This window comes from Streptomyces sp. NPDC033131, from assembly GCF_055578365.1.
Map to the genome: position 1 here is coordinate 42266 of NZ_JBVIPA010000002.1, position 26236 is coordinate 68501.

At 72.0% G+C, this 26236-nt stretch carries 20 protein-coding genes; 6 read left to right on the plus strand and 14 right to left on the minus strand.

The genetic code is table 11. The annotated features are described in order from the left end of the window. Positions 1 to 95 precede the first annotated feature (95 nt). The 6 genes from ACZ5XS_RS03645 to ACZ5XS_RS03670 form a co-directional block, all read right to left on the minus strand. Positions 96 to 1064, minus strand: a complete 969-nt coding sequence (locus ACZ5XS_RS03645) for a PfkB family carbohydrate kinase (RefSeq protein ID WP_468647556.1) — start codon at positions 1062 to 1064, stop codon at positions 96 to 98. A gap of 92 nt (positions 1065 to 1156) precedes the next feature. After that, positions 1157 to 2380, minus strand: a complete 1224-nt coding sequence (metK, locus tag ACZ5XS_RS03650; RefSeq protein ID WP_468647557.1) for a methionine adenosyltransferase — start codon at positions 2378 to 2380, stop codon at positions 1157 to 1159. A 34-nt stretch (positions 2381 to 2414) separates the two neighbouring features. Then, on the minus strand, positions 2415 to 3824 hold the full coding sequence (locus ACZ5XS_RS03655; protein WP_468647558.1) for a nitrosuccinate lyase: 1410 nt from the start codon (positions 3822 to 3824) through the stop codon (positions 2415 to 2417). Beyond that, positions 3821 to 5791, minus strand: a complete 1971-nt coding sequence (locus ACZ5XS_RS03660) for an FAD/NAD(P)-binding protein (RefSeq protein ID WP_468647559.1) — start codon at positions 5789 to 5791, stop codon at positions 3821 to 3823. The genes ACZ5XS_RS03655 and ACZ5XS_RS03660 overlap by 4 nt, the downstream gene beginning before the upstream one ends. A gap of 52 nt (positions 5792 to 5843) precedes the next feature. Next, positions 5844 to 6857 (minus strand): methyltransferase, encoded by a 1014-nt coding sequence (locus ACZ5XS_RS03665; RefSeq protein ID WP_468647560.1) that lies wholly within the window; start codon positions 6855 to 6857, stop codon positions 5844 to 5846. 2 nt (positions 6858 to 6859) lie between these two features. Further along, entirely contained in the window at positions 6860 to 8578 is a 1719-nt protein-coding gene (locus ACZ5XS_RS03670) for a class I adenylate-forming enzyme family protein (protein ID WP_468647561.1), read from the minus strand. A gap of 224 nt (positions 8579 to 8802) precedes the next feature. Between ACZ5XS_RS03670 and ACZ5XS_RS03675 the strand changes: the two genes are divergently transcribed. Beyond that, positions 8803 to 10512, plus strand: a complete 1710-nt coding sequence (locus tag ACZ5XS_RS03675; RefSeq protein ID WP_468647562.1) for an FAD-dependent monooxygenase — start codon at positions 8803 to 8805, stop codon at positions 10510 to 10512. A gap of 138 nt (positions 10513 to 10650) precedes the next feature. Then, positions 10651 to 11523, plus strand: a complete 873-nt coding sequence (locus ACZ5XS_RS03680) for an AfsR/SARP family transcriptional regulator (protein WP_468647563.1) — start codon at positions 10651 to 10653, stop codon at positions 11521 to 11523. On the opposite strand, the gene ACZ5XS_RS03685 is transcribed toward ACZ5XS_RS03680, so the two are convergent. The 3 genes from ACZ5XS_RS03685 to ACZ5XS_RS03695 form a co-directional block, all read right to left on the minus strand. Then, complete coding sequence (locus tag ACZ5XS_RS03685) at positions 11425 to 12921, minus strand: MFS transporter (RefSeq protein ID WP_468647564.1); 1497 nt, start codon at positions 12919 to 12921, stop codon at positions 11425 to 11427. The genes ACZ5XS_RS03680 and ACZ5XS_RS03685 overlap by 99 nt on opposite strands. Positions 12922 to 13508: 587 nt before the next feature. Beyond that, positions 13509 to 14315, minus strand: a complete 807-nt coding sequence (locus tag ACZ5XS_RS03690) for an SDR family NAD(P)-dependent oxidoreductase (RefSeq protein ID WP_468647565.1) — start codon at positions 14313 to 14315, stop codon at positions 13509 to 13511. A gap of 124 nt (positions 14316 to 14439) precedes the next feature. Then, positions 14440 to 15012, minus strand: a complete 573-nt coding sequence (locus ACZ5XS_RS03695; protein ID WP_468647566.1) for a cupin domain-containing protein — start codon at positions 15010 to 15012, stop codon at positions 14440 to 14442. Positions 15013 to 15288: 276 nt separating this feature from the next. Between ACZ5XS_RS03695 and ACZ5XS_RS03700 the strand changes: the two genes are divergently transcribed. Beyond that, positions 15289 to 16965, plus strand: a complete 1677-nt coding sequence (locus tag ACZ5XS_RS03700; RefSeq protein ID WP_468647567.1) for an FAD-binding oxidoreductase — start codon at positions 15289 to 15291, stop codon at positions 16963 to 16965. Between the two features lie 64 nt (positions 16966 to 17029). Here the strand turns inward: ACZ5XS_RS03700 and ACZ5XS_RS03705 are convergent, their stop codons facing one another. Beyond that, positions 17030 to 17692, minus strand: coding sequence for a class I SAM-dependent methyltransferase (locus ACZ5XS_RS03705; RefSeq protein WP_468647568.1), 663 nt, complete (start codon positions 17690 to 17692; stop codon positions 17030 to 17032). 201 nt (positions 17693 to 17893) lie between these two features. On the opposite strand from ACZ5XS_RS03705, the gene ACZ5XS_RS03710 reads away from it, so the two are divergent. The 3 genes from ACZ5XS_RS03710 to ACZ5XS_RS03720 are packed head-to-tail and all read left to right on the plus strand — an operon-like array spanning position 17894 to position 21292. Continuing rightward, entirely contained in the window at positions 17894 to 18460 is a 567-nt protein-coding gene (locus ACZ5XS_RS03710) for a flavin reductase family protein (RefSeq protein ID WP_468647569.1), read from the plus strand. A gap of 26 nt (positions 18461 to 18486) precedes the next feature. Beyond that, entirely contained in the window at positions 18487 to 20067 is a 1581-nt protein-coding gene (locus ACZ5XS_RS03715; RefSeq protein WP_468647570.1) for a 4-hydroxyphenylacetate 3-hydroxylase family protein, read from the plus strand. Between the two features lies 1 nt (position 20068). Further along, positions 20069 to 21292 carry an MFS transporter gene (locus ACZ5XS_RS03720; protein WP_468647571.1) on the plus strand — a complete coding sequence of 408 codons (1224 nt, stop codon included), beginning with the start codon at positions 20069 to 20071 and terminating at the stop codon, positions 21290 to 21292. Positions 21293 to 21505: 213 nt separating this feature from the next. On the opposite strand, the gene ACZ5XS_RS03725 is transcribed toward ACZ5XS_RS03720, so the two are convergent. From ACZ5XS_RS03725 to ACZ5XS_RS03740, 4 genes are all read right to left on the minus strand, one after another. Continuing rightward, positions 21506 to 22387, minus strand: coding sequence for a bifunctional transcriptional activator/DNA repair enzyme AdaA (locus ACZ5XS_RS03725; protein WP_468647572.1), 882 nt, complete (start codon positions 22385 to 22387; stop codon positions 21506 to 21508). 403 nt (positions 22388 to 22790) lie between these two features. After that, on the minus strand, positions 22791 to 24176 hold the full coding sequence (locus ACZ5XS_RS03730; RefSeq protein WP_468647573.1) for a class I adenylate-forming enzyme family protein: 1386 nt from the start codon (positions 24174 to 24176) through the stop codon (positions 22791 to 22793). A gap of 66 nt (positions 24177 to 24242) precedes the next feature. Further along, positions 24243 to 25352, minus strand: a complete 1110-nt coding sequence (locus ACZ5XS_RS03735) for a 3-dehydroquinate synthase II family protein (RefSeq protein WP_468647574.1) — start codon at positions 25350 to 25352, stop codon at positions 24243 to 24245. Continuing rightward, positions 25349 to 26155 carry a 2-amino-3,7-dideoxy-D-threo-hept-6-ulosonate synthase gene (locus ACZ5XS_RS03740; RefSeq protein ID WP_468647943.1) on the minus strand — a complete coding sequence of 269 codons (807 nt, stop codon included), beginning with the start codon at positions 26153 to 26155 and terminating at the stop codon, positions 25349 to 25351. Before ACZ5XS_RS03740 ends, ACZ5XS_RS03735 begins: the two co-directional genes overlap by 4 nt. Positions 26156 to 26236: the final 81 nt, after the last annotated feature.

Consider the following 26236-nt stretch of genomic DNA (forward strand, 5'->3'; position numbering starts at 1 on the left):
GCATCGAGGATAGGTAGAGTGCTGTTTATGTGTCAAACGGGAGGTCGTCGATAATTAATTCGGTCAGCCAGCCGGTTCTTTTTTCTTTTGGATATTCAGGAAGGTAATCTGGCGGCTATCTGATCGGCGGCGTCCGGGCCGTAGGCGCATCTGATGCGGGCCGCCAGCCTCTTCGGCACCAGCGGGTAGCCCTGGGCGTCGGGCGACTCGAGTGCGGCTGCTGCCAGGGCGCACCCGAGCTGTGCTCCGCGCTCGGCGCACCACCCCCAGACCGCACCCGCCAGAAAGCCGGCCCGGAACGCCTCGGAGGTTCCGGACGGATCGCCCTCCCGCGCCGCGCGCACCGCCTCGACACGGGCTCCGGGGCGTCCGCGCCGCGCGACGACCACTCCGCGCAGCCCGCGCGTGACGACCCAGGTGCCCACCCGGCCGAGCAGTTCAGCGTCGCCCCACCCGGTGAGTTCCCGGAGCAGCGGCACGTCGAACTCGTCCGTGAACGCGTAGCGGGCCCCGTCGACGAGTCTGCGGGCCTGGTGGCCGGTGAGGCGGGACAGCCGATCGCCGGGGTCGGCCGCGAAGGGGATGCCGAGCCGCCGGCACTCCTCGGTGTGCCGCACCATGGCCTCGACGTCCCCCGCCGCCACCACCACGAGGCCCAGCCCGCCGATCCGGCGTGCGGCCGGCAGCAGGGTGATGTGCCGGGACTCCGTCTGCGCGCCCTCGTACGACAGCCTGAGCCGGCCGTCCTCGGCGTCCCTGATCTCCACCGCCCGCGCCGTGTCCAGTTCCTCGCTGACGCGGACGAGTTCCAGGTCCACGCCGTACGACAGCAGGGAGCGGCCGTAGTCGGCGAAGTCCTTGCCGACCGCTCCGGCCAGGAGCGGGCGGAGGGCGAGACGGCCCAGACCCACGGCGATGTTGGCGCCCGCTCCGCCACGGCGCACGCGCAGGGTCTCGGCACGCACCGCGGCGGCGCCTCGGCCCATGGCCGTGCCGTCGGTGAGCCGGCCCGCGACGGTCAGCACATGGTCGGTCGCGATGGCGCCGGTCACGGCTATACGCATGGTGATCAACTCCTAGAGAGCGCGGGCCCGTCAGGAGGCGACGACGCGGCCCCGGACCACACGAGGGTCCGGGGCCGCGTTCGTGCGGACGGTTACCGCCCGGCGGCCCGGCGCAGCGCGTCGACGCGGTCGGTCCGCTCCCAGCTGAAGTCGGGCAGTTCGCGCCCGAAGTGGCCGTAGGCGGCGGTCTGGGCGTAGAGGGGGCGCAGCAGGTCCAGGTCGCGGATGATCGCGGCCGGGCGGAGGTCGAAGACCGCCGTCACGGCCTGCTCGATGGCGGCCTGCGGGACGGTGGCGGTACCGAAGGTCTCGACGAAGAGACCGACGGGTTCGGCTTTGCCGATGGCGTAGGCGACCTGCACCTCGCACCGGGTGGCCAGGCCCGCGGCGACGACGTTCTTGGCGACCCAGCGCATGGCGTAGGCGGCGCTGCGGTCGACCTTGGAGGGGTCCTTGCCGGAGAAGGCGCCGCCGCCGTGGCGGGCGTAGCCGCCGTAGGTGTCGATGATGATCTTGCGGCCGGTCAGGCCGGCGTCGCCCATCGGGCCGCCGATCTCGAAGCGGCCGGTGGGGTTGACCAGCAGGCGGTAGCCCTCGGTCTCCAGTTTGACGCCCTCCTGGGCCAGCTCGTCCAGGACGTGCTCGACGACGTGTTCGCGAACGTCGGGGGTGAGCAGGGAGTCCAGGTCGATGTCGCCGGCGTGCTGCGAGGAGACGACGACGGTGTCGAGGCGCTTCGGCTTGCTGCCCAGGTACTCGACGGTGACCTGGGTCTTGCCGTCCGGGCGCAGATAGGGCACGGTCCCGTTCCGGCGCACCTCGGACAGCCGCCGCGAGAGGCGGTGGGCCAGGTGGATGGGCAGCGGCATGAGGCTGGGCGTCTCGTCGCAGGCGTAACCGAACATCAGGCCCTGGTCGCCGGCGCCCTGCAGGGCCAGCCGGTCCTCCTCGTCCGCCGTCACGGTGCCGTCGGCCCGCTTCTCGTAGGCGGTGTCGACGCCCTGGGCGATGTCGGGGGACTGGGCTCCGATCGAGACGGACACGCCGCAGGAGGCGCCGTCGAAGCCCTTGGCGGAGGAGTCGTAGCCGATCTCCAGGACGGCTTCGCGCACGAGGGCGGGAATGTCCACGTAGGCGGTGGTGGTGACCTCGCCCGCGACATGGACCTGGCCGGTGGTGATCAGGGTCTCCACCGCGACGCGTGCCGTGGGGTCCTGGGCGAGGAGTGCGTCGAGGATCGTGTCGCTGATGCGGTCGGCGATCTTGTCGGGATGACCTTCGGTCACCGATTCCGAGGTGAAGAGCCGGGCAGACATGAGAACTCCTGGGGTCGGGACGACAGGGTGTGCGTCAGGTCGTGCGGTGACGTTCCAGGGCGTGGTCCACCAGGGAAGCGGCAGCGCCCGTGTACGTGGCGGGATCGAGCAGCTCCGCCAGTTCACCGGGGCCCAGCAGGGGCCCGATACGGGGGTGTTCGGCGAGCACGTCGGTCAGGGGCCGTCCGGTGCGCGCAGCCGTCCCGGCCGCGTCGGAGAGCAGCCGCTTGGCCGCCGCCCTGCCGAGCTTGGGCGCCAGGACCGCGGCGATCCGCTCGGAGGACATCAGAGCGCCGGTCGGGGCCGTGTTGGCCCGCATCCGCTCCACGTGGACGACCAGCCCTTCGCACAGCTCGACGGCGGTGTGCGAGGCGCCGCCCGCCAGCCGCAGGCACTCGCGCAGCAGCAGCCACTCGGCGTGCCAGACACCGCCCGAACGCTCGTCCTCGGTCACCAGACACTGCGTCAGCGCACCGGCCAGCGCGGGAACCTGGAGCGAGGCCGAACGGATCAGGGTGGCCAGCACCGGATTGCGTTTGTGCGGCATGGCCGAGGAGGCGCCGCGCCCGGCCACGGGCGGCTCGGTGACCTCGCCGACCTCGGTGCGGCCCATCGTCTGCACGTCCACGGCGATCTTTCCCAGGGCCCCCGTGACGAAGGACATGGCCGCGGCGACATCGGCGACCGGAGAGCGCAGTGCGTGCCAGGGCAGTGGTGCCGTGGCCAGCCCGGTCTCGGCCGCGAACGCCTCGCACAGCGCGGCCGCGTACGGCGCCGTTTCCGCGGCCGGTCCGCCGTCCACCGCCGAATACTGCAGATAGCCGGCCAGCGTGCCCGCCGCGCCACCGAGCGAGACGGGCAGTCGGCCGTCGAGCAGCCGGCCGACGCGGTCGGCCGCCTCGCGCACCAGCAGCCCCCAGCCCGCCGCCTTGAGCCCGAAGGTGGTCGGGACGGCGTGCAGGGTCAGCGTCCGTCCGGCCATCAGAGTGTCCCGGTGCCGTGCCGCCAGCCGGTGCAACGCCGCCGTGGTGCGCAGCAGATCGGCGTGCACCAGGCGCAGCGCCCGGTCGCAGACCAGCATGGCGCCGGTGTCGAAGATGTCCTGGCTGGTCGAGCCGCGGTGCACGTACTCGGCGGCGTCCGGGTCCTCCTCGGCCACGACCGCCGTGAAGGCGCGGACCAGGCCCACCACCGGGTTGGCGCTCTCCCGTGCGGTGACGGCGAGCCGGCGCAGGTCGAGCCGCTCCGCACGGGCGGCCCCGGTGATCACCGCGGCGGCCTGCGCGGGCAGCGTGCCGAGCCCCGCCTGGGCGCGCGCCAGTGCCGCCTCCGCGTCCAGCATCGCCTGGAGCCAGGCCTCGTCGCCGACCGCTCGTTCCACCGGGGTGCCCGCACGTACCGGGGAGAGCAGTCCGGCATCCAGCTCCGCCGGGTACGTCGTCATGCCGGTGCCTCCGTCAGGGTCTTGCCGGAACGGCGCGGGGGCGCGCTCGCGGACGTGGGGGAGAGGGCCAGTACCGCCCGCGCGATGGCGTCGGAGTCGCCCAGGGTCACCGAGTTCACCCCGGGCCTGATGCCGGCCGCGGTCACCCAGTGCACGGCCTCCGTGGGCACTCCGTACGCGAAGCGCCGGGGATGCCTGCGGCCGTAGGCGTCGACCAGGTGGTACGGGCGCTCGGTGACCTCCAGCCCGCCCGTCTCGTAACTCGTGCCGCACGCGCCGGGGATGCGGAACGGCCGGCACTGCCCGGTGGCCAGCAGCTGGCGCAGCAGCGGATCCGCGGTCCGGCGCAGATCCGGCTCGGGCAGGCGCGCCTCGATCAGCACCCTGGCCCGCACGGGGCCGCCTGACACCCTGTCCGACTCGGCGACGAACGCTCCCGCCGTGCCGTCGACGCGCACCCGCATGCCCGGACCGACCAGGTCGAGGACATCCGCCTCCAGCAGCGCGATCAGTTCCTCGATGCGCGAGACGGGCGGGCCGATCGACAGGAAGGCGTTGAGCGGGGTGTACCAGCCCTCCACCTCGTCCCGGTAGGAGTTGCCGTCCAGGCCGCCGTGGTCGAGGGCGAGCCGCACCTCGTTGCGCAGGTCTCGCAGCACGTCCAGGGCCGCCTTGAGCGGGCCGCTCACGTTGCCCGCCAGCGCCTCGTGCACGTCCTGGCGCAGATGCTCCAGAAGCCAGTGGCGGAACTGAGCCCGGTCGGCGAACTCCCCGTCGCCGTGCGGCCGGAAGATCCTGTCCCAGTCCCACCGCTCGTCCCGCGCGATGCGGTACGCGTCGAGCAGCTCGTCCGTATGGGCGGACCCCTCGGGCAGCGAGAGGTACCGCCCGACGAACTCCTCCCGTTCGGCCTCCCGGCCCCGGGCCGTCAGCAGCGCTCCGTAGTAGACGCTCTCCACCTCCCGGGCGATCAGCGGCCACAGGTCCGTTCCGAAGTACACGCGCTCACCGTCCACCGCGCGTTCCCGCAGGGACGCGACCACCTGCTCGGTCAGCAGGCGGGGCTCGTGACGGCCGTGCGCTCCCTTCTCGTTGGCGCCGCGCGCGTGGTAGGGGATGCCGCGCCGGGAGCCCGCGACGATGTGCGGTTCCCGGCCGGAGGGGCGGTAGACGAGACGCCCGCCGACGCGGTCGAAGCGGCCGCCGCGGCCCACGGTGAGCAGCGCCATGTGGTCGAAGAAGTTCAGGCCGAGCCCGCGCAGCAGCACGGTCTCGCCGGACCGGATGTCCGACAGGTCCAGGTCGGCCGGGTTGGCCGGCAGGACGTGCAGCAGCCCGTGGGCGCGCGCCCGCTGCGACAGCTGCCGCTGGGCGGCCGGGACGTCGGTCGGAACGTGGCCCTGGGAGAGGACGACCGCGTCGAGGCCGTCGAGGACCTCCCCGTCGGACAGGACGACCTGCTGCGCGCCGTCCAGGGGCCTTTCCCGCAGAGCGACGGCCCGCGCCTGGTGCACCCGCACCCGGAGGTGCGCGGGGGCGTTGGAGACCACCCGGGCGAAGACGTCCTCCAGGAAACGGCCGTAGAAGGCACGGGAGGGGTAGTCGTCCGGGCCCAGGCGACGCGCTTCGGCGAGCACGGCCTCGTCGTAGAGCGTCGCTCCGCCGGACCCGTCACCGAGGGTGTGCGCCCACTCGTGCAGACTGGGGCCCGGCTCGACGGGACCGTCCATCTCCACGCTGGCGTCGGTGAACATCGTCACCTGGGAGGCGACCGTGTTCATCAGCAGCAGACGCGACTGTCCGGTGCGCCACACTCGTCCCGCTCCGGGCCGGTAGGGGTCGACGACGTGCACGGTGACCGTCCGGTGGGCGGGCGCGGCGCGTTCGTTGGCGCACAGCCGCTCCAGTACCGACAGACCGCGCGGTCCCGCGCCGACGAGGCACAGGTGGAGGTCACCGCTGGGCATATGCGTACTCCATGGGTGTCAGGGGGAGGGCGGGGACGGAGGGGCTGTGCCCTCACACCGGTGCGGCGACCAGCAGACTCGTCTCGAGGGCGAGGGAGTGGACGCTTTCCAGGCGCAGACCCGCGGCTCGCAGGACGGAGCGGTAGCCGTCGAGGGTGCGCTCGCGGCCACCCGCGGCCATCAGCAGGTGCAGGTCCCACAGCAGCGGCAGCACGGGGCCGGTGCCGTCGGTGGCGACGACCCGCTCCAGCACCAGCAGTCGTCCGGTGTCCGACATGGCCTCGCGGATGTTGGCGAGGAGCGTCACACACCGCTCGTCGTCCCAGTCCTGCAGCACCCGGGACAGCAGGTACACGTCGCTGCCCGCGGGGACCTTGTCGAAGACGTCACCCGCGACCGTCTCGTAGCGGTGGGCGCCGACGGCGGCGCCCAGGTGCCGCTCGGCCACCGGCAGCATGTGCGGCAGGTCGAAGACGGTCCCCGTCAGGTGCGGGTGGGCCTGCAGCACGGCCGACAGCAGCAGGCCGCTGCCGCCCGCCACGTCGACCACGGTATGCGCCCGCGAGAAGTCGAAGGCCGTCGCGGCCTCGGGGAAGAACACGTTGCCGGCGTTCATGGCGCGCAGGAACCGCGGTCCGGCGTCGGGCTCGTCGCGCAGGTAGGCGTGCAGCGAGGTGTCGAACGCATGCTCGAAACCGGAGGTTCCGGTGCGGATCGCGGGCACCACCGCACCCCAGGCCCGGTGGAACTCCTCCCCGTACAGCAGCACCATGTCGCGCATCGACTGTTCGCCGCCGGCGACGAGGAGCGCGCCCACGCCGGTGAGCCCGTAGCCCTCCTCCTCGTCTCCGGTGAACACGCCGAGCGCCGCGAGCAGCCGCAGCAGCCGGGCCAGACCGTCCTCGCTGGCGCCGGTCCGCTCGGCGAGAGCGGCGACAGTGCCGTGTCCGGCGGCGACGTGGTCCGGCAGGGACAGGGAGGCCGCCGCGTAGAGGGCCTGCGCGCGCCAGGTGCCGGTGATCAGGTCCACCACCTGACGTGCCGCCGTCGTCTCGGTGTCGGGCATGATCAGACCTTCCGTGCGGGGGCGGACACGGCGAGCGCGGGGTCGCCGGTGCGGGACAGAGCGGTACGCAGGCGCTCGCGGAGCTGGCGCTTGAGGACTTTGCCCGTGACACCGACCGGGAGCTCGGAGCGGTCGGCGGCCATCAGCAGGCCGTCGAGCGGTGCGAGGCCCTCGCGGGCCAGGGCCGCGTTGCACGTCGTCAGCAGCCGGGCCGGATCGCGCTCGGTGCCGTCGGCGAACAGGACGACGGCCAGGGGACGGGAGTGGCCCGGGGAGTGGGGATCGTCGACCGCGACGACCGCCGTGTCCAGGGCCTGCGTCGCGAGCAGGACGACCTCCTCCACCGGGAGACTGTGGACCGGCCCGTCGACGGTGGAGACCACGTCCGGGGTGCGGTCGAGGTGGTACCAGGTGCCGTCGCTCTCGCGGCGCATGATGTCGCCGGTGAGGAAGTATCCGTTGACCGTGGATTCCTCGGTCAGGTTCGGTTCGTCCAGGTAGCCGGCGGTCACGCTCGGGGTCCGCACGCCGAGCCGGCCGGCCTGCCCGTCGGGCAGTTCACGACCCTGCTCGTCGAGCACCGCCGCCTTGCGCACCACGTTGGCGGGCACCCCTATGTGGCGCGCGTACCGGGTGGTCTCGGGCGTGTAGACCTGCTTGAACAGCACCATGCCCATCTCCGACGACCCGAGTCCGTCGAGGTAGCGCGAGCCGCTCAGCTCCCTCCCCTTCTCGGTGCGCCCGCCGAGAGCGATCAACGGACGGATGTGCCTCTCGTGGGAGGCGTCGCCCATGCCGTGCCAGGTGTGGATGTGCCGGGCGGCCTCGGGGCTGATCTCCTCGGTGCGGATCTCGGCGAGGGTGAGGGGGAAGGCCAGCACGGTGGTGGGCCGGAACAGGTTGATCGCCCGTGCCACGGCCCCGCCGCTCGCTTCGTCCAGGATCAGCGTCGGGATGCCGAGCAGGAGCGCCAGGCTGAGATAGCTGATGCCCGCCGAGTGGCTGTGCGGCAGCGCCGTCAGCAGCCGGTCGGAGCGCAGCGAAGGGAAGGTCCACAGCCGCTCACGCTTGCCCGCGAAGAACGAACCGTGGTGGAACACCGGCGCCTTGGGCCGGCCGGTGGTGCCCGACGAGTGCGAGATCATGATCAGGTCGTCGTGGGCGTGCCGGTGTGGGAAGCCGGGCATCGGCCGGGGCGGCAGGGGAGCGGTGACGGCGAGCACGGCGATGTCCGCGACCTCGGGCGTGGCCCGCCCCGGTGCGTCCGACTCCCAGGCGTCCGCGAGGCCCTTGAGGAGATCGCCGTCGCCCACCAGCACCGTGGTCCGGGTGCGCAGGAAGTACTCGGCGGCCGTCGCCGGGGCCATCTTCGGATTGCAGTGCACGGCGGCCGCACCGAGCGACGTGATGGCGATGTGGTGGATCAGGCCGAGCAGCCCGTCGCGGGTGTGCACGCCCACGTGCGCCCCGGGCCGCACCCCCCGGCCGCGGTACCAGTGGGCGTAGCGGATCGCGGCGACCCGCAGGTCGTCCAGGGACACCCCCTTGGGCTCGTCCGTCGCCCAGGAGGGGGAGGAGACGTCGGGGTGGAACAGGAGCGGACGGTCCCGGTCGCGGCTGACGCGCCAGGCGTGCCAGAAGAAGTTCCCCGCCCCCAAATCCCGGTCGGCATGGAGGCGCAGGCGTTGCGCGGCGGACCTGTGTGTGCCGAACAGGAACATTTGAATACCTCACACTCCGCAGTGATTCGCCGAATTCTTCGGTCACCGGTGAGACATCGCGGCCCGTGACACCCCAGCGGTCGGAATGGTTCGTGGCGGAGTCTCCAACCGCCCGCTAAAGGGCCGATGGAAAGACATCCCGGCCGCTGATCTTGCTTCGTTCTTCAGAGCGGGTTGCGACGATCGCACCTGTTCGATCGACAGAGGGCTGGAGGCCGCGTCGGATGGAGGACCCGCTGATAACCCCGGTCGCCGTAGTCGGAGGCGGTCCGGTCGGATTGCTGCTCGCCCTGTTCCTGGACCGGCAGGGCGTACCCTGCGTCGTCCTCAACTCCCGGCGGACCGTGCCCGATCAGCCGCGCGGCAGCACCCACAACGCGCGCACCATGGAGCACTACCGCACGCTGGGTCTGGCCGGGCGGATCCGCGAACTCGGCCTTCCCGTCGGCCACTCGGCGGGCATCTCCTTCTTCACCCGCTACAACGCACACGAACTGGCCCTGCTGCCCTGGCCGGGCACCGACGAGGTGCTGCGCCAACGAGCCGCGGCCGACCGCACGGACCAGTCCCCCGAGCCGATGCACCGGGCGAACCAGATGTACGTCGAGCGGCTGCTCCTCGAGCACGCTCGCACCCGGCCGCGGATCACCCTGCGCTTCGGCTGGACGGTCACCGCCCTGCGGGAGAGCGCGCGGCACGTCGACGTCGTGGCCGAGGCCGACGGAGTCCGGCGCACCTTCAGGGCCGGATTCGTGGCGGGCTGCGACGGCGGACACAGCCTGGTCAGGCGTCACCTCGGCATCCGGTACGAGGGAGAGGGCACCCTCGACCAGGACGTGCTCGGCCGCCGTTCCACCGCCGCCCACCTGCGGGTGCCCACGCTGTACCGGGACCACCTGCGCGGCCGGAGCGCGTGGAGCAACTGGGTCGTCAACGCGCACCTCGCGCTGAACCTGATCGCGCTCAACGGAGTGGACGAGTTCTTCCTGCTCACCAGCTCCGTCGACCCCGACACGGCGACGGACGCCGAACTGGTGCGGCTGGTGCAGCGCGCGGCGGGCGAACCCCTTCCGGTCGAGGTGCTCAGCCACCGGCCGTGGACCGCGGGCGCGGCGCTGGTCGCGGAATCGTTCGGTACGGGCCGCATCCGGCTCGCCGGCGACGCGGCGCACCTGTTCACCCCCAACGGCGGCTTCGGCATGAACACCGGTGTCGACGACGCCGCCAACCTCGCCTGGAAACTCGCGGGGGTCGTTCAGGGATGGGCGGGTCCGGATCTGCTGGACACCTACGGCATCGAGCGCAGGCCGATCGCCCTGCGCAACACCTCGGCGGCCAGAACCCTCGGCCAGGGACTCGGCGCCGTCGACCGACCCGCCTGTCTGGAAGCGGACTCCGCCGCCGGCGAGGCCGCCCGGGCCAAGACCGGCGCGGAACTCGCCGAGTACGGGATGCGCACCCTGGACACCCTCGGTGTGCAGTTGGGCGCCCGCTACGACGGCTCGCCGATCGTCGCCGGGGACGGGTCCGGGCCGGTCCCCGACTCCTTCGCCGCGTACACGCCCTCCGCCGTGCCGGGCGGCCGTGCTCCCCACCTGTGGCTCGACGACCGCCGCACGGAGGGCAGTTCGCTGTTCGACCGGTTCGGCCCCGGGTTCACGTTGCTGCGGCTCGGCCCACGTCCGCCGCGGACCGGCCGGATCGAGGCCGCGGCCCGCGACCGGGGCGTGCCCCTGCGCACGGTCACGCTCGACGATCCGCTCGCGCGTGACCTGTACGAGCGTGACCTGGTGCTCATCCGCCCCGACCAGCACGTCGCCTGGCGAGGCGACCGGGAGCCCGGCGACTCGGCGGCGCTCCTCGCGCTGGTCACCGGAGGGCCGCACGAGACGGCGTCGAGAACCGCGCCGGCACCGGCTCGCGGGTGGTGGTAGTCGAGCGCACCCAGGTCCCGATGCCGGGATCAACAGAGTCTGAGTGACGGTAGAATCCGCGCGAATCGCGCCGTTTTGACCAGGCATGCCAGGGGAAGACCTTTCGCCGGCCGGCCTGGGCGACGATGGGGGAGTCACATGGAATTTCGCGTTCTCGGCCCTCTGAGTGTGTGCGACGGCGAAGGTCGCCACAGAACCCCGACCGCCCCGAAACAACGGCAGTTGCTGTCGCTCCTCGCGCTCAACGCGAACCACGTCGTGTCCGTGGCACAGATAGTCGAGGAGATCTGGGAGTACCGGCCCCCGTCGAGCGCGGTCGCGGCGGTGCACACGTACGTCATGCAGTTGCGCCGCTCCCTGGACGGGGCCCGGCGCGGCCCGGGCCGCAGCCCCGGCCGGCTGCAGACACGCGACCAGGGGTACGTGCTGCAACTGAACGCCGGGGAACTGGATCTGGACCGCTACGAGCAGCAGGTCCGGGCCGCTCGCGCGACGCTGGAGGCCGGCCGACTCGCCGAGGCCGCCGAGCAGTTGCGCGCCGCCGAGATGATGTGGACGGGGCCGATGCTGGTCGACGTCCCCACGGGCCCGCTGCTGAGAGCCGCCATCGAGGTCGTCGAGCGTGACCGGCTCGACGCCGTCCCCCAGCGTCTGGGGGCCGAACTGCGCCTCGGGCGACACCACGAGATCCTCGGTGAACTCACCGCACTGGTGCACCAGTACGGTACGCACGAGGACCTTGTCGCGCATCTCATGCTCGCCCTGTACCGGTCGGGCCGGCAGGCCGACGCGCTGATGGCCTACCACCGGCTGCGAGCCCGGCTGCGGGAGGAACTCGGTATGAAGCCGTCGGCGCGGCTGCAACGCCTGCACACGCACATGCTCTCCGGGCACCCGGGGCTGGAACCTCCCTCAAGCACGCGCTTCCGGCAGTCGCTCAACCTGCTGGCCGAGCGCACCGTGTCCGCCCCGCGCGATGCCGTCCGCGGCGGCGGACTGGTCATGATCTGACGTCTGCGCCGGCGAGAGGCGGCCCGGCAGTCCGACCAGGGCGACCACCAGGGCCGGCCCCATCAGCAGGGCCGCCGCGCCGAACGCCTGGCCCGCCCCGGCGGTCACCCCCGTGCCACTGCCGCACACCGCCACCGCGAGCACCGTGCCCAGAGCGGTGCCGAGCTGCCCCGCGCACTGCACCAGACCCGCCGCCAGCCCCGCGCCGGTACCCCTGAACCGGGCCAGCGCCACGACCTCGCACGACATCCAGATCAACGGCAGTCCCGCCCCGGCGAGGATCAGGCCGGGCAGCATGCCCGAGACGTATCCCGAGGCGTGCGAGCGGGCGGCCAGCGTCCACAGGCCGGCTCCCAGGAGCAGACAGCCGAGTGCGCACGGCAGGCGGGCGCCGTACCGGGCGAGCAGCGCGCCGCAGGCCCGGCCGACGACGAAGATGCCCCCGACCATCGGCAGCAGCGCGAAGCCGGCGGCCAGCGCACCGTACCCGTAGGCGTCGCGCAGGTGCATGCCGCCGAGGAAGGCGACGGGCGCCGCGGCCGTCGACACGAGCAGGATGCCGGCCGCACCGGACACCAGGCCCCGGTCGCGGACGAGGGCTGCGGGCAGCAGCGGGTGGGGACAGGTGCGTTGCCGGTGCCAGAAGGCGGCTGCCAGCGTCAGCGCGCCGAGCGCGGCGTACACCGTGTACCGGTCCGTGCCGTGTCCGGCCAGGCGCACCAAGGCGTACACCAGAGTGAGCAGGGCGCCCGTCAGGGCAGCGGCCCCCGTCAGGTCCAGGCGCACCTCGCGGGATCTGGACGGGTCGGGCAGCGGGGTGCGCCGGGCCACCGCCAGGGCGACGGCGATCACGGGAACGTTGAGGTAGAAGGCCCAGCGCCAGTCGAGGCCGCTGACCACGAGACCGCCGCACAGTACGCCCGCCACCGAGCCGACGCCGCCGGCGCCCGCCCACAGTGCCAGGGCCCTGGCGCGCTGGTGCGGTGCGGCCGCGGTCACCAGCAGCGACATCGCGGCCGGCACGAGCACGGCGGCCGCCAGCGCCTGCCCGGCGCGCGCGGTGACGAGCAGCGGGCCGTTGGGTGCGGCGCCGCACGCGGCCGAGGCCACGGCGAACGCGACCATCCCGTGCAGGAAGAGCCGGCGGGCCCCGGCCAGGTCCGCGAGCCGGCCCCCCAGCAGTTGGAGTCCGCCCACCAGCAGCACATAGATGTTGGTCACCCATTGCACGGCTTCGAGCGACATCGACAGGTCGCGCCGGATGTCGCTCAGCGCGAGTGTCACGATGCCGCTGTCGGCGTTGGCGAGCAGGGGCGCGAGGACGGCCAGGGCGAGCAGCCGGCGGTCCAGCGGCGGCGCCGCGCGGTTCTGCGGGCGGGCAGGGGCGTACAAGGCCATGACGGCTCCCGGGAGTCGGCGCTGATGCCGCCGCGCAGGCCCCGGAGCGGGGCGGACGGGGAACGAGGCCCGCGGCCTTCCGTTCGGATCGGCGCGGATCAGGGGGCGGGGCCCGGCGCGTGCCGTCGCAGGGCGGGGCGGACGGGCCACGCGGAGCGGTGGCGGCCGACGGCAACGCGGCAGACGGGCGTGCCGGGGCTCGCGAGCCCCGGCGTGATCCGAACGAGTGGCCCCGGGGCCGCGAGACGGCACGGCGGGGCTGAGGACGTGAGAGAGGGGAGAAGCAGACGGCACCCGTGACGGCACGGCGCTGCGGAGATCCGCGGGAAGGGTGTGGCGCCGCCGCGGACGGCACGGCCTCAACCGGCGGTGCTCACGGGACCCGGGTCCCGTGACGAGAGGGAACTCCGGCGGGTCACCCGGGAGTTGGAAGCAGCGAGGAGCGTGTCCGGCGGCGCCGGCGGCCCGTGCGGGCTCGGTTCACCACGCGGCGCCGGCGGGCCGTTCCAAGTCGTACGGCCCGGCCGCCGAGCGGCGGCCGGGGACAGAGGGAGGGCCGGGGTTCGCCGGCCCTCCCGCGGTGTTGCTCAGAGCTCCTTGAGGAGCCCGCCGTCCACGACGAACTCGGCGCCCGTGGTGCTGCCGGAGCGAGGCGAAGCGAGCAGCACGACGGCGTCGGCCACTTCCTGCGGCTCGACGAAGCGGCCCGTGGCCAGGTTCAGCATCTCCGGGACCACGCTGTTGATGACGTTGTCCTTGTCGGTGCCGGCCTGCGAGGCGATCATGTCGGCGACGCCGCCCTCGTCCGTCCACCACGGCGTGCGCACCACACCGGGGGAGACCGTGTTCACGCGGATGCCCTGGGGACCGAACTCGCCCGAGAGGACCTTGGTGATGTTGCTCAGGGCGGCCTTCGCGGCGCCGTAGTCGACGTTGATCGGCGAAGGCTGGCGGGCGTTGCCGGAGGAGATGTTCACGATCGCGCCGCCGCCGCGCTCCAGCAGGTGCGGAATGGCGGCACGGATGGCCCGCACGGCCGAGAACAGGTTGAACTCGAACATGGCACGCCACTCCTCGTCGGAGGCGTGCAGGAACGAGCCGCGCGGCAGGGTCACACCGGGGGGCGGGCCGCCGGCGTTGTTCACCAGGATGTCGAGCGCGCCGAACTGCTCCACGGCGCGGGAGACGACCTGCGCGGGCGCGTCCTCGTCCATGAAGTCGGCCGGGACGTGCACGAGGTTCGGGCCGGCCAGCATGTCCAGCTCCGGGGTGCTCTTGCGGGAGGTGGCCACGACCTTGGCGCCCTCCTCGAGGAGCGTGCGCACGATGGCCAGGCCGATGCCCTTGGAAGCGCCGGTCACCACGGCGACTCGGCCGGAAAGCTGCAGATCCATAAGGTTCCTTCTCGATGGTCGGCCCCGCCCTGAGGTGGGGAGGAGCGCTGTGCGGTGTGCTCTCATCAACGGAAACACCGCGGTGCCCGAAGGGGTTGCAGGCGGTGCTGCCGGGCTCGCGGGGTCAGCGGTGCCAGCGCATGACCTCCTCCGGGAGTTCCTCCAGCTCCGCGATCTCGGACGGCTTGCGGTCCATGTACTCGGGGTCGCAGCCCTGGTACCCCAGCAGCCGGGCGACCGGGGCGAGCACGGTGAACAGGGCGCGCTGCAGCGCCCACGGGGGCGAGGTGAACCGCACCACGTCACCGAACTCGAGCGTCGTCACCGCCTGTTGCAGCAGCCTGGGCATGCCCTCGGGCGTGGTCTTGCCGTCCTGTGCGAGTCCGAACAGCTGGCGCAGCACGAGCTGCTCGAAGCGGTCGCTGTTCCTGCGCACCTCGCAGATGTGGAAAGCCTGTTCGCCACTGCAGTTCCACCAGCGGTGCTTGATGCCCGGCTGGATGAGCACGCTCTGCCCTGGCTTGTCGAGGGTCACCTGGCGTCCGCCGATCAGGAAGGCGACCTTGCCGCGCACCAGCGTGAAGCGCTCCTCGCTCACCGGGTGGAGGTGCTCGCCCGAAACCGCTCCGCCGGGCTCGGAGTACACGTCCATCACGGTGCGCGCCCCGCCCGTGTGCGAGGACGGCGTTCTGATCACGACCCGCTCCCTGCACCGCGGATTCTCGTATACCTCACCGACGCTGACCGTCACCGGCCCGCCTCCTTCCGCCATGGCGAATTCAGCCTGGACTTTGATGGTGGCGATCGGTGGGGCGTCGGACACTCCCCATCTTGCGGTCGTATCCCGGAATGTCCCGTTCAGGGATTCGACCGCAAGATCCGGAGTGTTTTCCGTGATGGCTGATTCGTACTGTCGCGGCGCAGAAGATCGCGTGAAGCGGGCGCCGAAGATGGCGAGAACGGGAGACGTAAAATGCGCGACAACAGTGGGATAGGCCGCAGACGGTTCTTCACGACCGCCGCGGCGCTGGGCGGCACGGCCGCCGTGGGCGGGGCCCTGGCCGGGCAGGCGGCAGCCGCCCCAGGGGAGGCGGCCCCGACCGTGGGTTTCGCTCCGGTCACGGTGACGTCGGCGGACGCACAGTACGGAGAGCTTGTGCACGGCATGAACCACCGCTACGTCGGCAGGCCCGAGGCCGTCCAGATCGTGGACGACGTCTCCCAGGTGGCGAGCGTGGTGCAGGCGGCCGTCAGCGCCGGAAAGCGCCTGACCGTGCGCTCCGGCGGGCACTGCCTGGAGGACTTCGTCTTCAACCCCGATGTCCAGGTGGTGCTCGACCTGTCACAGCTCAACAACGTGTACTACGACGCCGAGCGGCGCGCCTTCGCCGTCGAGACGGGCGCACAGCTCCTGGACGTCTACACGCTGCTGTACCAGGTGTACGGCGTCACCGTTCCCGGCGGCATCTGCTACTCGGTCGCGGCCGGCGGCCACGTCAGCGGCGGCGGCTGGGGCCTGCTGTGCCGCCAGCTCGGCCTGATCATCGACTACCTGTGCGCCGTCGAGGTGGTGGTGGTCGGCGCCGACGGCAAGGTGCGCACGGTGGTGGCGACCAACGAGCCGGGCGACCCCAACCGCGAGCTGTGGTGGGCCCACGCGGGTGGGGGCGGCGGCAACTTCGGTGTCGTCACCCGCTACTGGTTCCGTACGCCCGGCGCCACCGGCACCGACCCGAAGAAGCTGCTGCCCAAGCCGCCCCGTGAGGTGTACCTGGTGGCGCAGTCCTGGCCGTGGGAGAGCATGACGGAGGCGAAGTTCTCCCGGCTGGTGCAGAACTACGCGCGCTGGTTCACCGCGCACAGCGCACCGGGCGCCCCCGAACTGGCCCTGGCGAGCTTCCTCGTGCTGACCCACGAGTCCAGCGGGCAGATCGCCATGGTCACCCAGGTCGACGCCACCGCTCCCAACGCCCGCCAGCTGCTCGACGGCTACCTCGCCGCCATCAGCGACGGCGTCGGCGTCCAGACGGGAGCGGTCACCCGCCGGTTCGCCGAGTTCGGCCCGATGGCCATGTACGCCGAGCCCCGCAAGCTGCCGTGGCTGGAGGCCACCCGATACCTCGGCACCACCAACACCAACCTCACCGACCCCACCTTCCGGCAGGAGTACAAGTCCGCCTACATGCGCGGCACCTTCCCCGGCCGGCAGCTCGCGGCGCTGTACAAGCACCTGACGCGCACGGACGTCACCCTGCCCGGCGCCTCCATCACCCTCAGCTCGTACGGCGGCGAGGTCAACCGGGTCGCGCCGGCGGCCACCGGCTATCCGCACCGCGAGTCGTTCTTCAAGATGATGTGGATGTCCCTGTGGAACGACGACGCCGAGGACGCCGCCTACATCGCCTGGAACCGGGAGTGCTACGCCGAGGTCTACGCCGACACCGGCGGTGTGCCCGTGCCCAACGGCGTCACTGACGGGTGCTATGTCAACTACCCGGACAACGACCTGAACGACCCGAAGTACAACACCTCCTCGACGCCCTGGTACTCGCTCTACTACAAGGGCAACTACCCGCGGCTGCAGCAGGTGAAGAAGAAGTACGACCCGACGAACTTCTTCCGCCACGCCCAGTCCGTCCGTCTGCCCTGACACGTGCGCGAAAGGCCGCCCCGGACCTTCCGGGGCGGCCTTTCGCGCGTGCGTGACGCGGAACTCAGCGCTTGACGGCGAACGTCAGCCCGTCCGCGTAGGGGACCAGACTCAGGTCCACCCGCTCGTCATGGTGCAGCCGCGGATTGAAGGCGCGAAGTGCCTGCGTCTCGGAGTCCTGGGCGGACTCGTCGAGCAGGGCGCCGTGCCACAGCACGTTGTCGACGACGACCAGGCCACCGGGGCGCAGCAGTTCGAGCGCGTACTCGTAGTACGCCGTGTAGTTCTCCTTGTCCGCGTCGATGAACACGAAGTCGAACGTGCCGGCGGCGTTCTCCTCCTTCAACAGCCGTTCGAGGGAGTCGCGGGCGTCGCCGATGTACAGATCGACCTTGTCCGCGACGCCGGCCCGCTTGCAGTAGTCGAGCGCCATGGCGCTCCACTCCTCGCTGATGTCCAGCCCCACCACCCGGCCGTCGGCGGGGAGCGCGAGCGCCGTCGACAGCAGGCTGTAACCGGTGAACACGCCGACCTCGAGAGCGCGCCGGGCCCCGGTCGCCTTCAGCAGGGTCCGCATGAACTGGCCCTGTTCCGGCGAGATCTGCATCAGGTGCAGGGGGAGCTGCGAGGTCTCCTCGCGCAGCTTCCGCAACAGGTCGGGCTCGCGCAGCGAGACATCGGCGACGTAGTCCTGGAGTGCGTCGGTCAACTCGACCTGGAGTCTCATGATGGCCACCTCGTGTCGGGTACTCGAATCCGAGAAGGAATTACAGGCGCCCGCACGCACCGGTGTCAATAATTTCCGGACTCCTGGATATTGCGCAGAAATGTGCGTCGATTGCCTCGATCGATCCTTCAGCGGCCACGGGCACAATGCCGCTGAGAAAGCCCCTGATTCGAGGGCCGATTTCTTTTTCGAGGAGTGTCGATGAGCGACAGGCAACGCCGCTTTCGCGACTGCCTCGGCCGGTTCGCCACGGGCGTCACCGTGGTCACCGTCGAACACCACCACGGCGTGCACGGCGCCACCGTGGGCTCGTTCACCTCCGTCTCCCTCGAACCCCCGCTGGTGATGGTGTCCCTGGACCGGCGCAGCCGGATGTGCGACCTGCTGCCGGGTGCCTCGTCGTTCGGCGTGAACGTGCTCGCCGCACACCAACAGGACCTGGCCCTGCACTTCGCGGGCCGGCCACTGCCCGCGGGCACTCCGGTGCCCTGGGACCCCGATGCGGCGGGGCCGCGCCTGGCCGGCGTCGCCGCCCACCTCGACTGCGTGCCCTGGGCCGCGTACGACGGCGGCGACCACGTGCTGCACATCGGCCGGGTGCGGGGCTTCACGACAGGGGACGCGGAGCCACTGGTGTTCCACGGCGGGGCCTTTCGCCTCCTGGACACCGCTCCCGGCCATCACGCGTGGGCCGGGACCCTCGACGGACCTGCCGACGGCGCGTGGTCGTCGGGAACCGCGGCACATCACATCCCGCTGGGTCACTGACCGTCACGACCGGACAAGGACACACCATGACGCTGCAGCAGGGCGAGGCCTCCGCCTCGGCACCGGCTCCCCGCACCACCCGCCCCCTGACCGGCGACGAGTACCTGGAGAGTCTGCGCGACGACCGCGAGGTCTACATCTACGGCGAACGCGTCGACGACGTCACCAAGCACCCGGCGTTCGCCAATCCGGCCCGGATGACGGCCCGCCTGTACGACGCCCTGCACGATCCGGCCCGCCGCGACGTGCTGACCACCCGCACCGACACCGGGAGCGACGGCTTCACCCACAAGTTCTTCCGCACGCCGCGCAGCGTCCAGGACGTCGTCGAGGACCGTGAGGCGATCGCCGAGTGGGCACGCCTCACCTACGGCTGGATGGGCCGCAGCCCGGACTACAAGGCCGCCTTCCTCGGCACGCTCGGCGCCAACTCCGACTACTACGCCCCCTTCCAGGACAACGCGCAGCGCTGGTACCGCGAGTCCCAGGAGAAGGTGCTGTTCTGGAACCACGCGATCATCCACCCGCCGGTCGACCGGCACCGCCCGTCCGAAGAGGTCAAGGACGTCTTCGTGCACGTGGAGAAGGAAACCGACGCCGGTCTCGTCGTCAGCGGCGCCAAGGTCGTGGCCACCGGCTCGGCCATCACGCACTACAACTTCATCTCGCACTACGGACTGCCGCTCAAGGAGAAGGAGTTCGCGCTCGTCGCGACCATCCCGATGGGCGCGCCCGGCCTGAAGCTGATCTGCCGTCCCTCCTACGCCGCGACGGCCGCCGTCATGGGCAGCCCCTTCGACTACCCGCTCTCCTCGCGCCTGGACGAGAACGACACCATCTTCGTCCTCGACAAGGTGCTCATCCCCTGGGAGAACGTCTTCCTCTACGGCGACGTGGACCAGGTCAACGGGTTCGCGCCGAAGTCCGGCTTCATCCCGCGGCTGACCTTCCACGGCTGCATCCGCCTCGCCGTGAAGATCGACTTCATCGCGGGGCTGCTGGTCAAGGCCGTCGAGATGACCGGCACCAAGGACTTCCGTGGCATCCAGGCCCGGATCGGCGAGGTGCTCGCCTGGCGCAACATGTTCTGGGCCCTGACCGACGCCGCCGCCCGCAACCCCGAGGAGTGGAAGAACGGCGCGCTGCTGCCTCGCCTGGAGTACGGCATGGCCTACCGCTGGTTCATGACCATCGGCTATCCGCGCATCAAGGAGATCATCGAGCAGGACGTCGCCAGCGGCCTCATCTACGTCAACTCCAGCGCCGAGGACTTCAAGAACCCCGACGTGCGCCCCTACCTCGACAAGTACGTGCGCGGCTCCAACGGCTACGACGCCGTCAGCCGCGTCAAGCTGATGAAACTGTTGTGGGACGCGGTCGGCACCGAGTTCGGCGGCCGGCACGAGCTGTACGAACGCAACTACTCCGGCAACCACGAGTCGGTGCGCAGCGACATCTTCATGGCCCAGATGGAGAACGGCCAGCTGGACGCGTACAAGGGATTCGCCGAGCAGTGCCTTCAGGAGTACGACCTCGACGGGTGGACGGTCCCCGACCTCGACTCGTTCCACGGGCTCCGCGGCGCGAGGAAGAACTTCTGGCACTGACATGACCTCCGTCCCCCTCACGGTGCGGCGGCGGCCGGGTCCGGCCCTCGCCGCCCTCTTCCTCGCCACCTTCGTCATGGGCAGCGCCGAGTTGCTCGTCGTCGGCCTGCTGAAACTCGTCGCCGACGACCTCTCCGTGTCGGTGGACACGGCGGGCACCCTGGTCACCGCGTACGCCCTGGGCATCTGCGTCGGAGGCCCGCTCCTGACAGCGCTCACCATCCGGATCCGGCGCCGCACCGTGGTGTGGACGTCCCTGGCCGGCTATGTCGCGGGCAACCTGCTCGCCGCCCTCGCCCCGGGTTTCGGCATGCTGCTCGCGGCCCGGGCCGTCACCGGAGCGCTGCAGGGCCTGTTCCTCGGTACGGCGTTCACGGTGGCGGCCGCCCTGGTGCCGCCCGAGCGGACCGGGCGCGCGATCTCCGTGGTCTTCGGCGGCATCGCCGTCTCCACCGCGTTGGGCGTTCCGCTGGGCACCCTCGCGGCCCAGCACCTGGGCTGGCGCGCGGCGTTCACGGCCGTCGTGGTCCTCGGTGCGCTGGCGCTGCTGGCGGCGGTGGTGTTCGTCCCGCCGGTCGACGGCTCGGGCACGGGCGGTCTGTGGGCGCGGTCCCGGCACGCGCTGGCACCCCGGGTCCTGGCGGTGCTCGGTGTCGGATTCCTGCTGCTGGGCGGCCAGTTCGCGGCGTTCACCTACATCACGCCGTTCCTGGAGGACGTCACGGGAGTGTCCGGCACGTGGCTGACCGTCTTCCTGTTCGCCTACGGAGCCGCGACGGCCGTCGGCACGTTCGCGGGCGGCTGGGCCGCGGACCGGGACGCGGCGCGTGCGCTCGTCGGGGCGAACGTCGCACTGGTCGCGGCTCTGGCGGTCCTGTACCTCGCCGGGTCCTCCCGGACCCTGGTGGCCCTCGCCCTCGTGCTGTGGGGCGTGGTCGGGTTCGGCCTCGTCCCCTCACTCCAGTACCGGGTCGGGCTGCTGGCCGGCCCCGGGCGCGACCTCGCGGCCACGCTGCCGGCGTCCGCGGTCAACGCGGGCATCGCGGTCGGTGCGGTGGCCGGCGGCGCGGCCGTGTCGCACGGCGGCGCGACGGACGCGATGCTCACCGGACTGCTGGTGTGCGCGGCGGCACTGCCGGCGACCTGGGCCTCGGGACGGTTGCGTCCGGCGGCGTCCGAGCGGAAGTCGGCCGAGGTCGCGGGGGAGTCGCGCTCCCGGGACTGACCGTGCTCCCGGACGGGTGCGCCCGCGCGTGATCCGGATCGGGCGGGCCGGTCCCGCCGGTCGCCGGGCGACGCACCCGCTCGGCGGTGCGGTGCGGTGCGCTGCGGGAAGTGCGCAGCCCGTCGCGGCTGCCCGGGATCCTGCCGTGGACCGGCTGGCCGTGCGGTCGCGTGTCCGGCCGCACGGCACGTCGAGAAGGGCGGCCGACCCGGGCTACCTGCTCGGGGCGGGAGCCGTCGGCACCGCGCGTCGAACCCGCACGGCGAGCGCCGACCGCCGTATCCGCAGGGGCAGCTCGCGGCCCAGCTGCGGGGGCTCCGCCTCGCGCACGGCCGCGGCCACCGCCGCGGCGAACTCGTCGTCCGCGGGCACGAGGCGGGCCTGCCGGAACATCGTGTGCAGCCGGTGCAGCAGGACCGGCACCTCGTCCCCCGTCAGCACCCCGCACACGCCCTTGTCCGTCGCCGCGACGAGCACCGGCCCCAGCGACGAGCCCGCCACCGTGTACCGGATGTCCGTCCCGTCGCCGCCCGCCCGATACTCCTTCGGGGTCATGCCGAGGATCTCCGTCGCCGCCGCGTAGAAGTGACCGCCGGAGTTGAACCCCGAGCTGTACATGGCATCGGCGATCGTCCCGGACAGCGGCAGGGCCTCGCGTACCCGGCGGGCCCGCGCAGCCGCCAGGTAGGCGTGCGGCGTGATGCCGGTGAACGACTTGAACAGGCGGTGGAAGTGGAAGCGGCTGTAGCCGACCTTGCGGGCCAGCTCGTCCAGGCTGGGCGGCAGCGGCGCCTCGTCGATGATCCGGCAGGCCGTGGCGACAGCCTCGGCCGCCACGGCGTGCCGGTCGGAGTCATCGGGGCAGCAGCGGCGGCACGGGCGGTATCCCTCGGCGCGGGCGTGCTCCGGGGTCGGGAAGAACCGGACGTTCTCGCGCCGGGCCAGCTTCACCGTGCACGACGGGCGGCTGTACACGCCGGTCGTGGTGACCACGTAGCAGAAGTGGCCGTCCGCGCGGGCGTCCCGGTCCCGCACGGCCTGCCAGCGTGCCTCGTCACAGGTGTACAGCGTTGCGGCGGTCGTCGTCACCGTCATGCTCCGTGCCTTCCACTCGTCCAGGAGGTCGTTTCTCAGGGCTGTTCCGGCGGGTGGCGGCGGGGCGGCGTCCGCGGGCCGGCGGCGGGCGTCGATCGCGGAGCTCTCGCCGCGACCGACTCCGGCAGCGCCCTGCCCGCAGGAAAAAAAGGGGGGCCGCCGACCGGATCACGACGGCCGCGCCCCCGCCCTTGCTCGTGCGGGACTCCGCCCTTGCTCGTGCGGGACCCGGAACCCGCTCGTGCGGCCTTGCTCGTGCGGGACCTCGCCCCCGCTCGTGCGGGACCCCGCCTTGTGGTCCTGCCGCGGTCCGAGGCGCCGGGCGAAGGCATCCGCCACCGCATCGCCCGCGAGGGCATCGCGTCGTCCGAGCGGAGCTCGCCGGACTGGCCGCAGCCCCGGCTCACCAGTTGACGCAGCGGCACGCCCCGGGCGGATGCGTCCTGTGGCGGCGCAGAACGCCGCGGTCCCGTACGGCCTTGCCACCGGCCGTGCGAGGCAGCTCCCTCAGCAGGTGAAAGCGGTCCGGTGCGGGCGCCCCACCGAGGAACCGGCGGCACCAGGAGTGCAGTTCGTCGCCGTCCAGTTCCGCGCTGCTCGCCACGTGCGCCTCGATCGGGCCGACCCCGAGGACCACCGCGTCCGTGATGTGCCGGTGGGCCTGCAGCACCGACTCGATGCGCAGCAGGTCGAGCGACGCGTCCCCGACGCCGTGGACCCTTCCGCGCAGACGCAGAGCACCGGTGTGGGGATCACGCGTGACCAGGTCGCGCGTGGACATCCAGCCACCGGTCCAGGGCGTGTCCTCGTACAGGTACGGGGACACGGGGACGTGCACCTCCAGGACGCCGCCGACCACCCGGGTACGGACGCCGGGGACCGGAAGGCCGACCCAGGCCGGGCCGAAGCGGCCGGTGAGGTCGGCGGCGATGATGCCCGTCTCGGTGGTGCCGTAGGCCTGGCCGACGCGCACCCCGTGGCGGACGCCGAACACCGCCGGTGTCTCGGGCGGCAGGGCGTCACCGCCCGACACGGCCAGCCGCAGATGCGGCAGTTGCCCGGGCTCGGCCCGCGCCAGCCGGCGGAAGTGGTGCGGATTGCCCAGCACCACGTGCGCGTCGGCCGCCGCCCGCACGGTCGCCGCCGCCGTACGGGCGGTCGGCATCACGAGGGTCGCGCCCACCGCGAGGGCGTGCAGCACACCACCGATCAGCCCGAAGGAGTGCGAGACGGGTTCCAGCACGGCCACCCGCTCACCGCGGCGCGGCATACCTTCCAGCGAAGCGAGCCGGTCCAGTTCCTCCAGCAGTGACTCGGGGCTCCGGCCGATCGCCTTGGGACGCCCGGTGGTACCCGACGAGAACTGCACGAGGCAGTGCCCGCTCGCACTCGGACAGCCGCCGGCGCGGCGGCGCACCAGCACCTCGCACTCGTCGACGAAGTCATGAGGCCGCTTGCGGCTCTCGCCGAGGGACACCGAGAACTGCACCCGCTCCGGCCCGGCAGGAACATCCCGTGCCGGCCGGCCGGGCCGTGCCTCCACCAGCACCACCTGGGCGCCGAGCGACCACAGCGCGAACAGCGTCCACAGGTGCGTGAAACTGGCGTTGCCGTACAGGGCGACCGTACTGCGCTCCCGGATGCCGTACTGCTGCAGCACATCGGCCAGCCAGGCCGTCTCGCGCCGGAGCCTGCCGAACGTGACCTCGCGGTCCGCGACCCGCGCCCACACCTCGTCGTCGGGGTGGCGGCCGAGTAGTTCGGCACCCCACCAGGACCGTTGCGTCATCGCCTCCACCGGACCCCCTCGCCGCGGCGCCGGGGCCGCGGCGAGGGCGGCCCCGGTCGCCTCCGCCTACTTCTCGACGCAGAACTCGCCGACCGGCCAGCCCACATGGCGCTTGTCGGTGGCCACGTGGCCGAGCAACTGGTCGCCCTTCTTCAACTCCGTCACGTTCAGCACCGCGGCCCCGGGGCCGAGCACCCGGACGTGCCAGTCGTCCTGCACGATCAGGCTGACCTCGACGCCCTCCGGGGAGACGGCCTTGATGCCGAGCAGCGGACGGGACTCCAGCTTGATGCGGCCCACCACGATGCGGCGGGTGCGGCCGTCGGCGCCGACGGCGAGCACGGGACTGCCGGCCTTCAGCTCACTGAGGTAGTTGGTGCGGTTGTCCGCTCCGAACACGTAGCTGTGCAGCGCGCCCGCGTTGATGCGGAACGGGCGGGTCGGCATGTACGGCAGCGGGTGGGTCTCGCTCACGCACAGCACGAAGCCGTGCGCGTACGAGCCGACCAGCATGCCCTCGTCCTTCTCGAAGTGCGTGCAGGTGTCGATGCAGACCCGGTCTCCGAGTCCGAGGTGCTCGATCGACTCGACCGTGAGCGTCTGCAACTGCAGGTCCGGGGTCTTCACCCGGAGCATCTCCACGAGCGCGAAGACGTCGTTGGCGGAGCGCGGGGCGACCAGGACGCCCTCGGAGCCCTTCTCCAGGACGTCGACGATGATCTGTGCCTCCTCGATGTCGGTGGCCTGGCAGATCAGCTGCCCCGGCGAGGCGTCCGCGGCGGCGATCACGATCTCCAGCGGAATCTTCGTCGGGTCCTTGAACTCCACCACGGTGTAGGGCAGTTCACGAGCGGACTCGCAGGCGAGCTTCAGCGTGGGGTCGTCGACGACGTTCACCCAGGCGGCCGTGGACTGCTCGCCGCCGCGGTGCCGGCTCTCCAGGGCACCGAGGCTGTCGAGGTCGACGACCTCGCGCAGCACGATCAGGTCCTCCGGGGCCCCGTCACCGGCGTGCCCGCCCGGCGCGAGAACACGCTTCACGGTGTTCGGCAGCAGCGCGAGGCGCTCCGGGTCGCTGTCGACGATGCCGTCGACGCGTGCGTGGATCGCGGCGTCGACGACCGCCTCACGCTGTTCGGCGGGCACGGTTCGGAGGTCGATCCAGGCAAACTTCACAACACACCTGCCATCTCGGTCTGCGGCGCGGGCTCGGACATGAGCTCGCGGCGGTGAATGATTGAGGCCAGTTCCCGGACCGCCTTCTCGGGCGACGGGCTGGTGAACACCCGTCGTCCGACGGCGAGTCCGGCACAACCCAGGTCCATGGCGCCGGCCGCGAACTCGTACAGGCTCCGGTCGGTGGAGCCGCCGCCCGCCACCACCACCGGCAGCGGAGAGGAGGCGATCACCTCTTCCATGCGCTCGGGCGGGGCGGCGAGCACCGTCTTGACGATGTCGACGCCGAGGTCCGCGGCGATGTTCACCACATGGGCGACGAGTGTCGGGTCGGTCGGATCGGCCACGCGGGGACCGCGCGGATAGACCATGGCCATGAGCGGCATGCCGAAGCGGTCGCACTCCGAGGCCACGGCGCCGAGGTCGGCGAGCTGGTCGGCCTCGGTGTCGGAGCCGATGTTCACGTGCACACTGACCGCGTCCGCGCCCAGCCGGACCGCCTCCTCCACGTCGCCGACCAGCACCTTGGCGTTGATGTCGGGTCCGTGGGCGGTGCTCGCGCTCAGATGCACCACGAGGGAGCAGCGCGTGAGCAGCGCCGGAGCGATCATGCGCGCCCTGCCCTTGTGGACGACGACACCGTCGGCGCCGCCGTCCGCGATGGCACCTACCAGGCCGCCGAATCCGGCGGCTGTCGTGACGGGCCCGTCGGACACGGAGTGGTCCAGCGGTACGAACAGGAACCGGCCGTCTCCCGGCCGGGACAATCGCGCGAGGCGCACCGATTTACCGGTGAGCGGCATGCTCGACATGACACCCCTCTTCGTTCCTGGTCACAGAGTTCGGATGGGATTCCGCGGGGGGTCCCGGGCTGAACTGTCGCA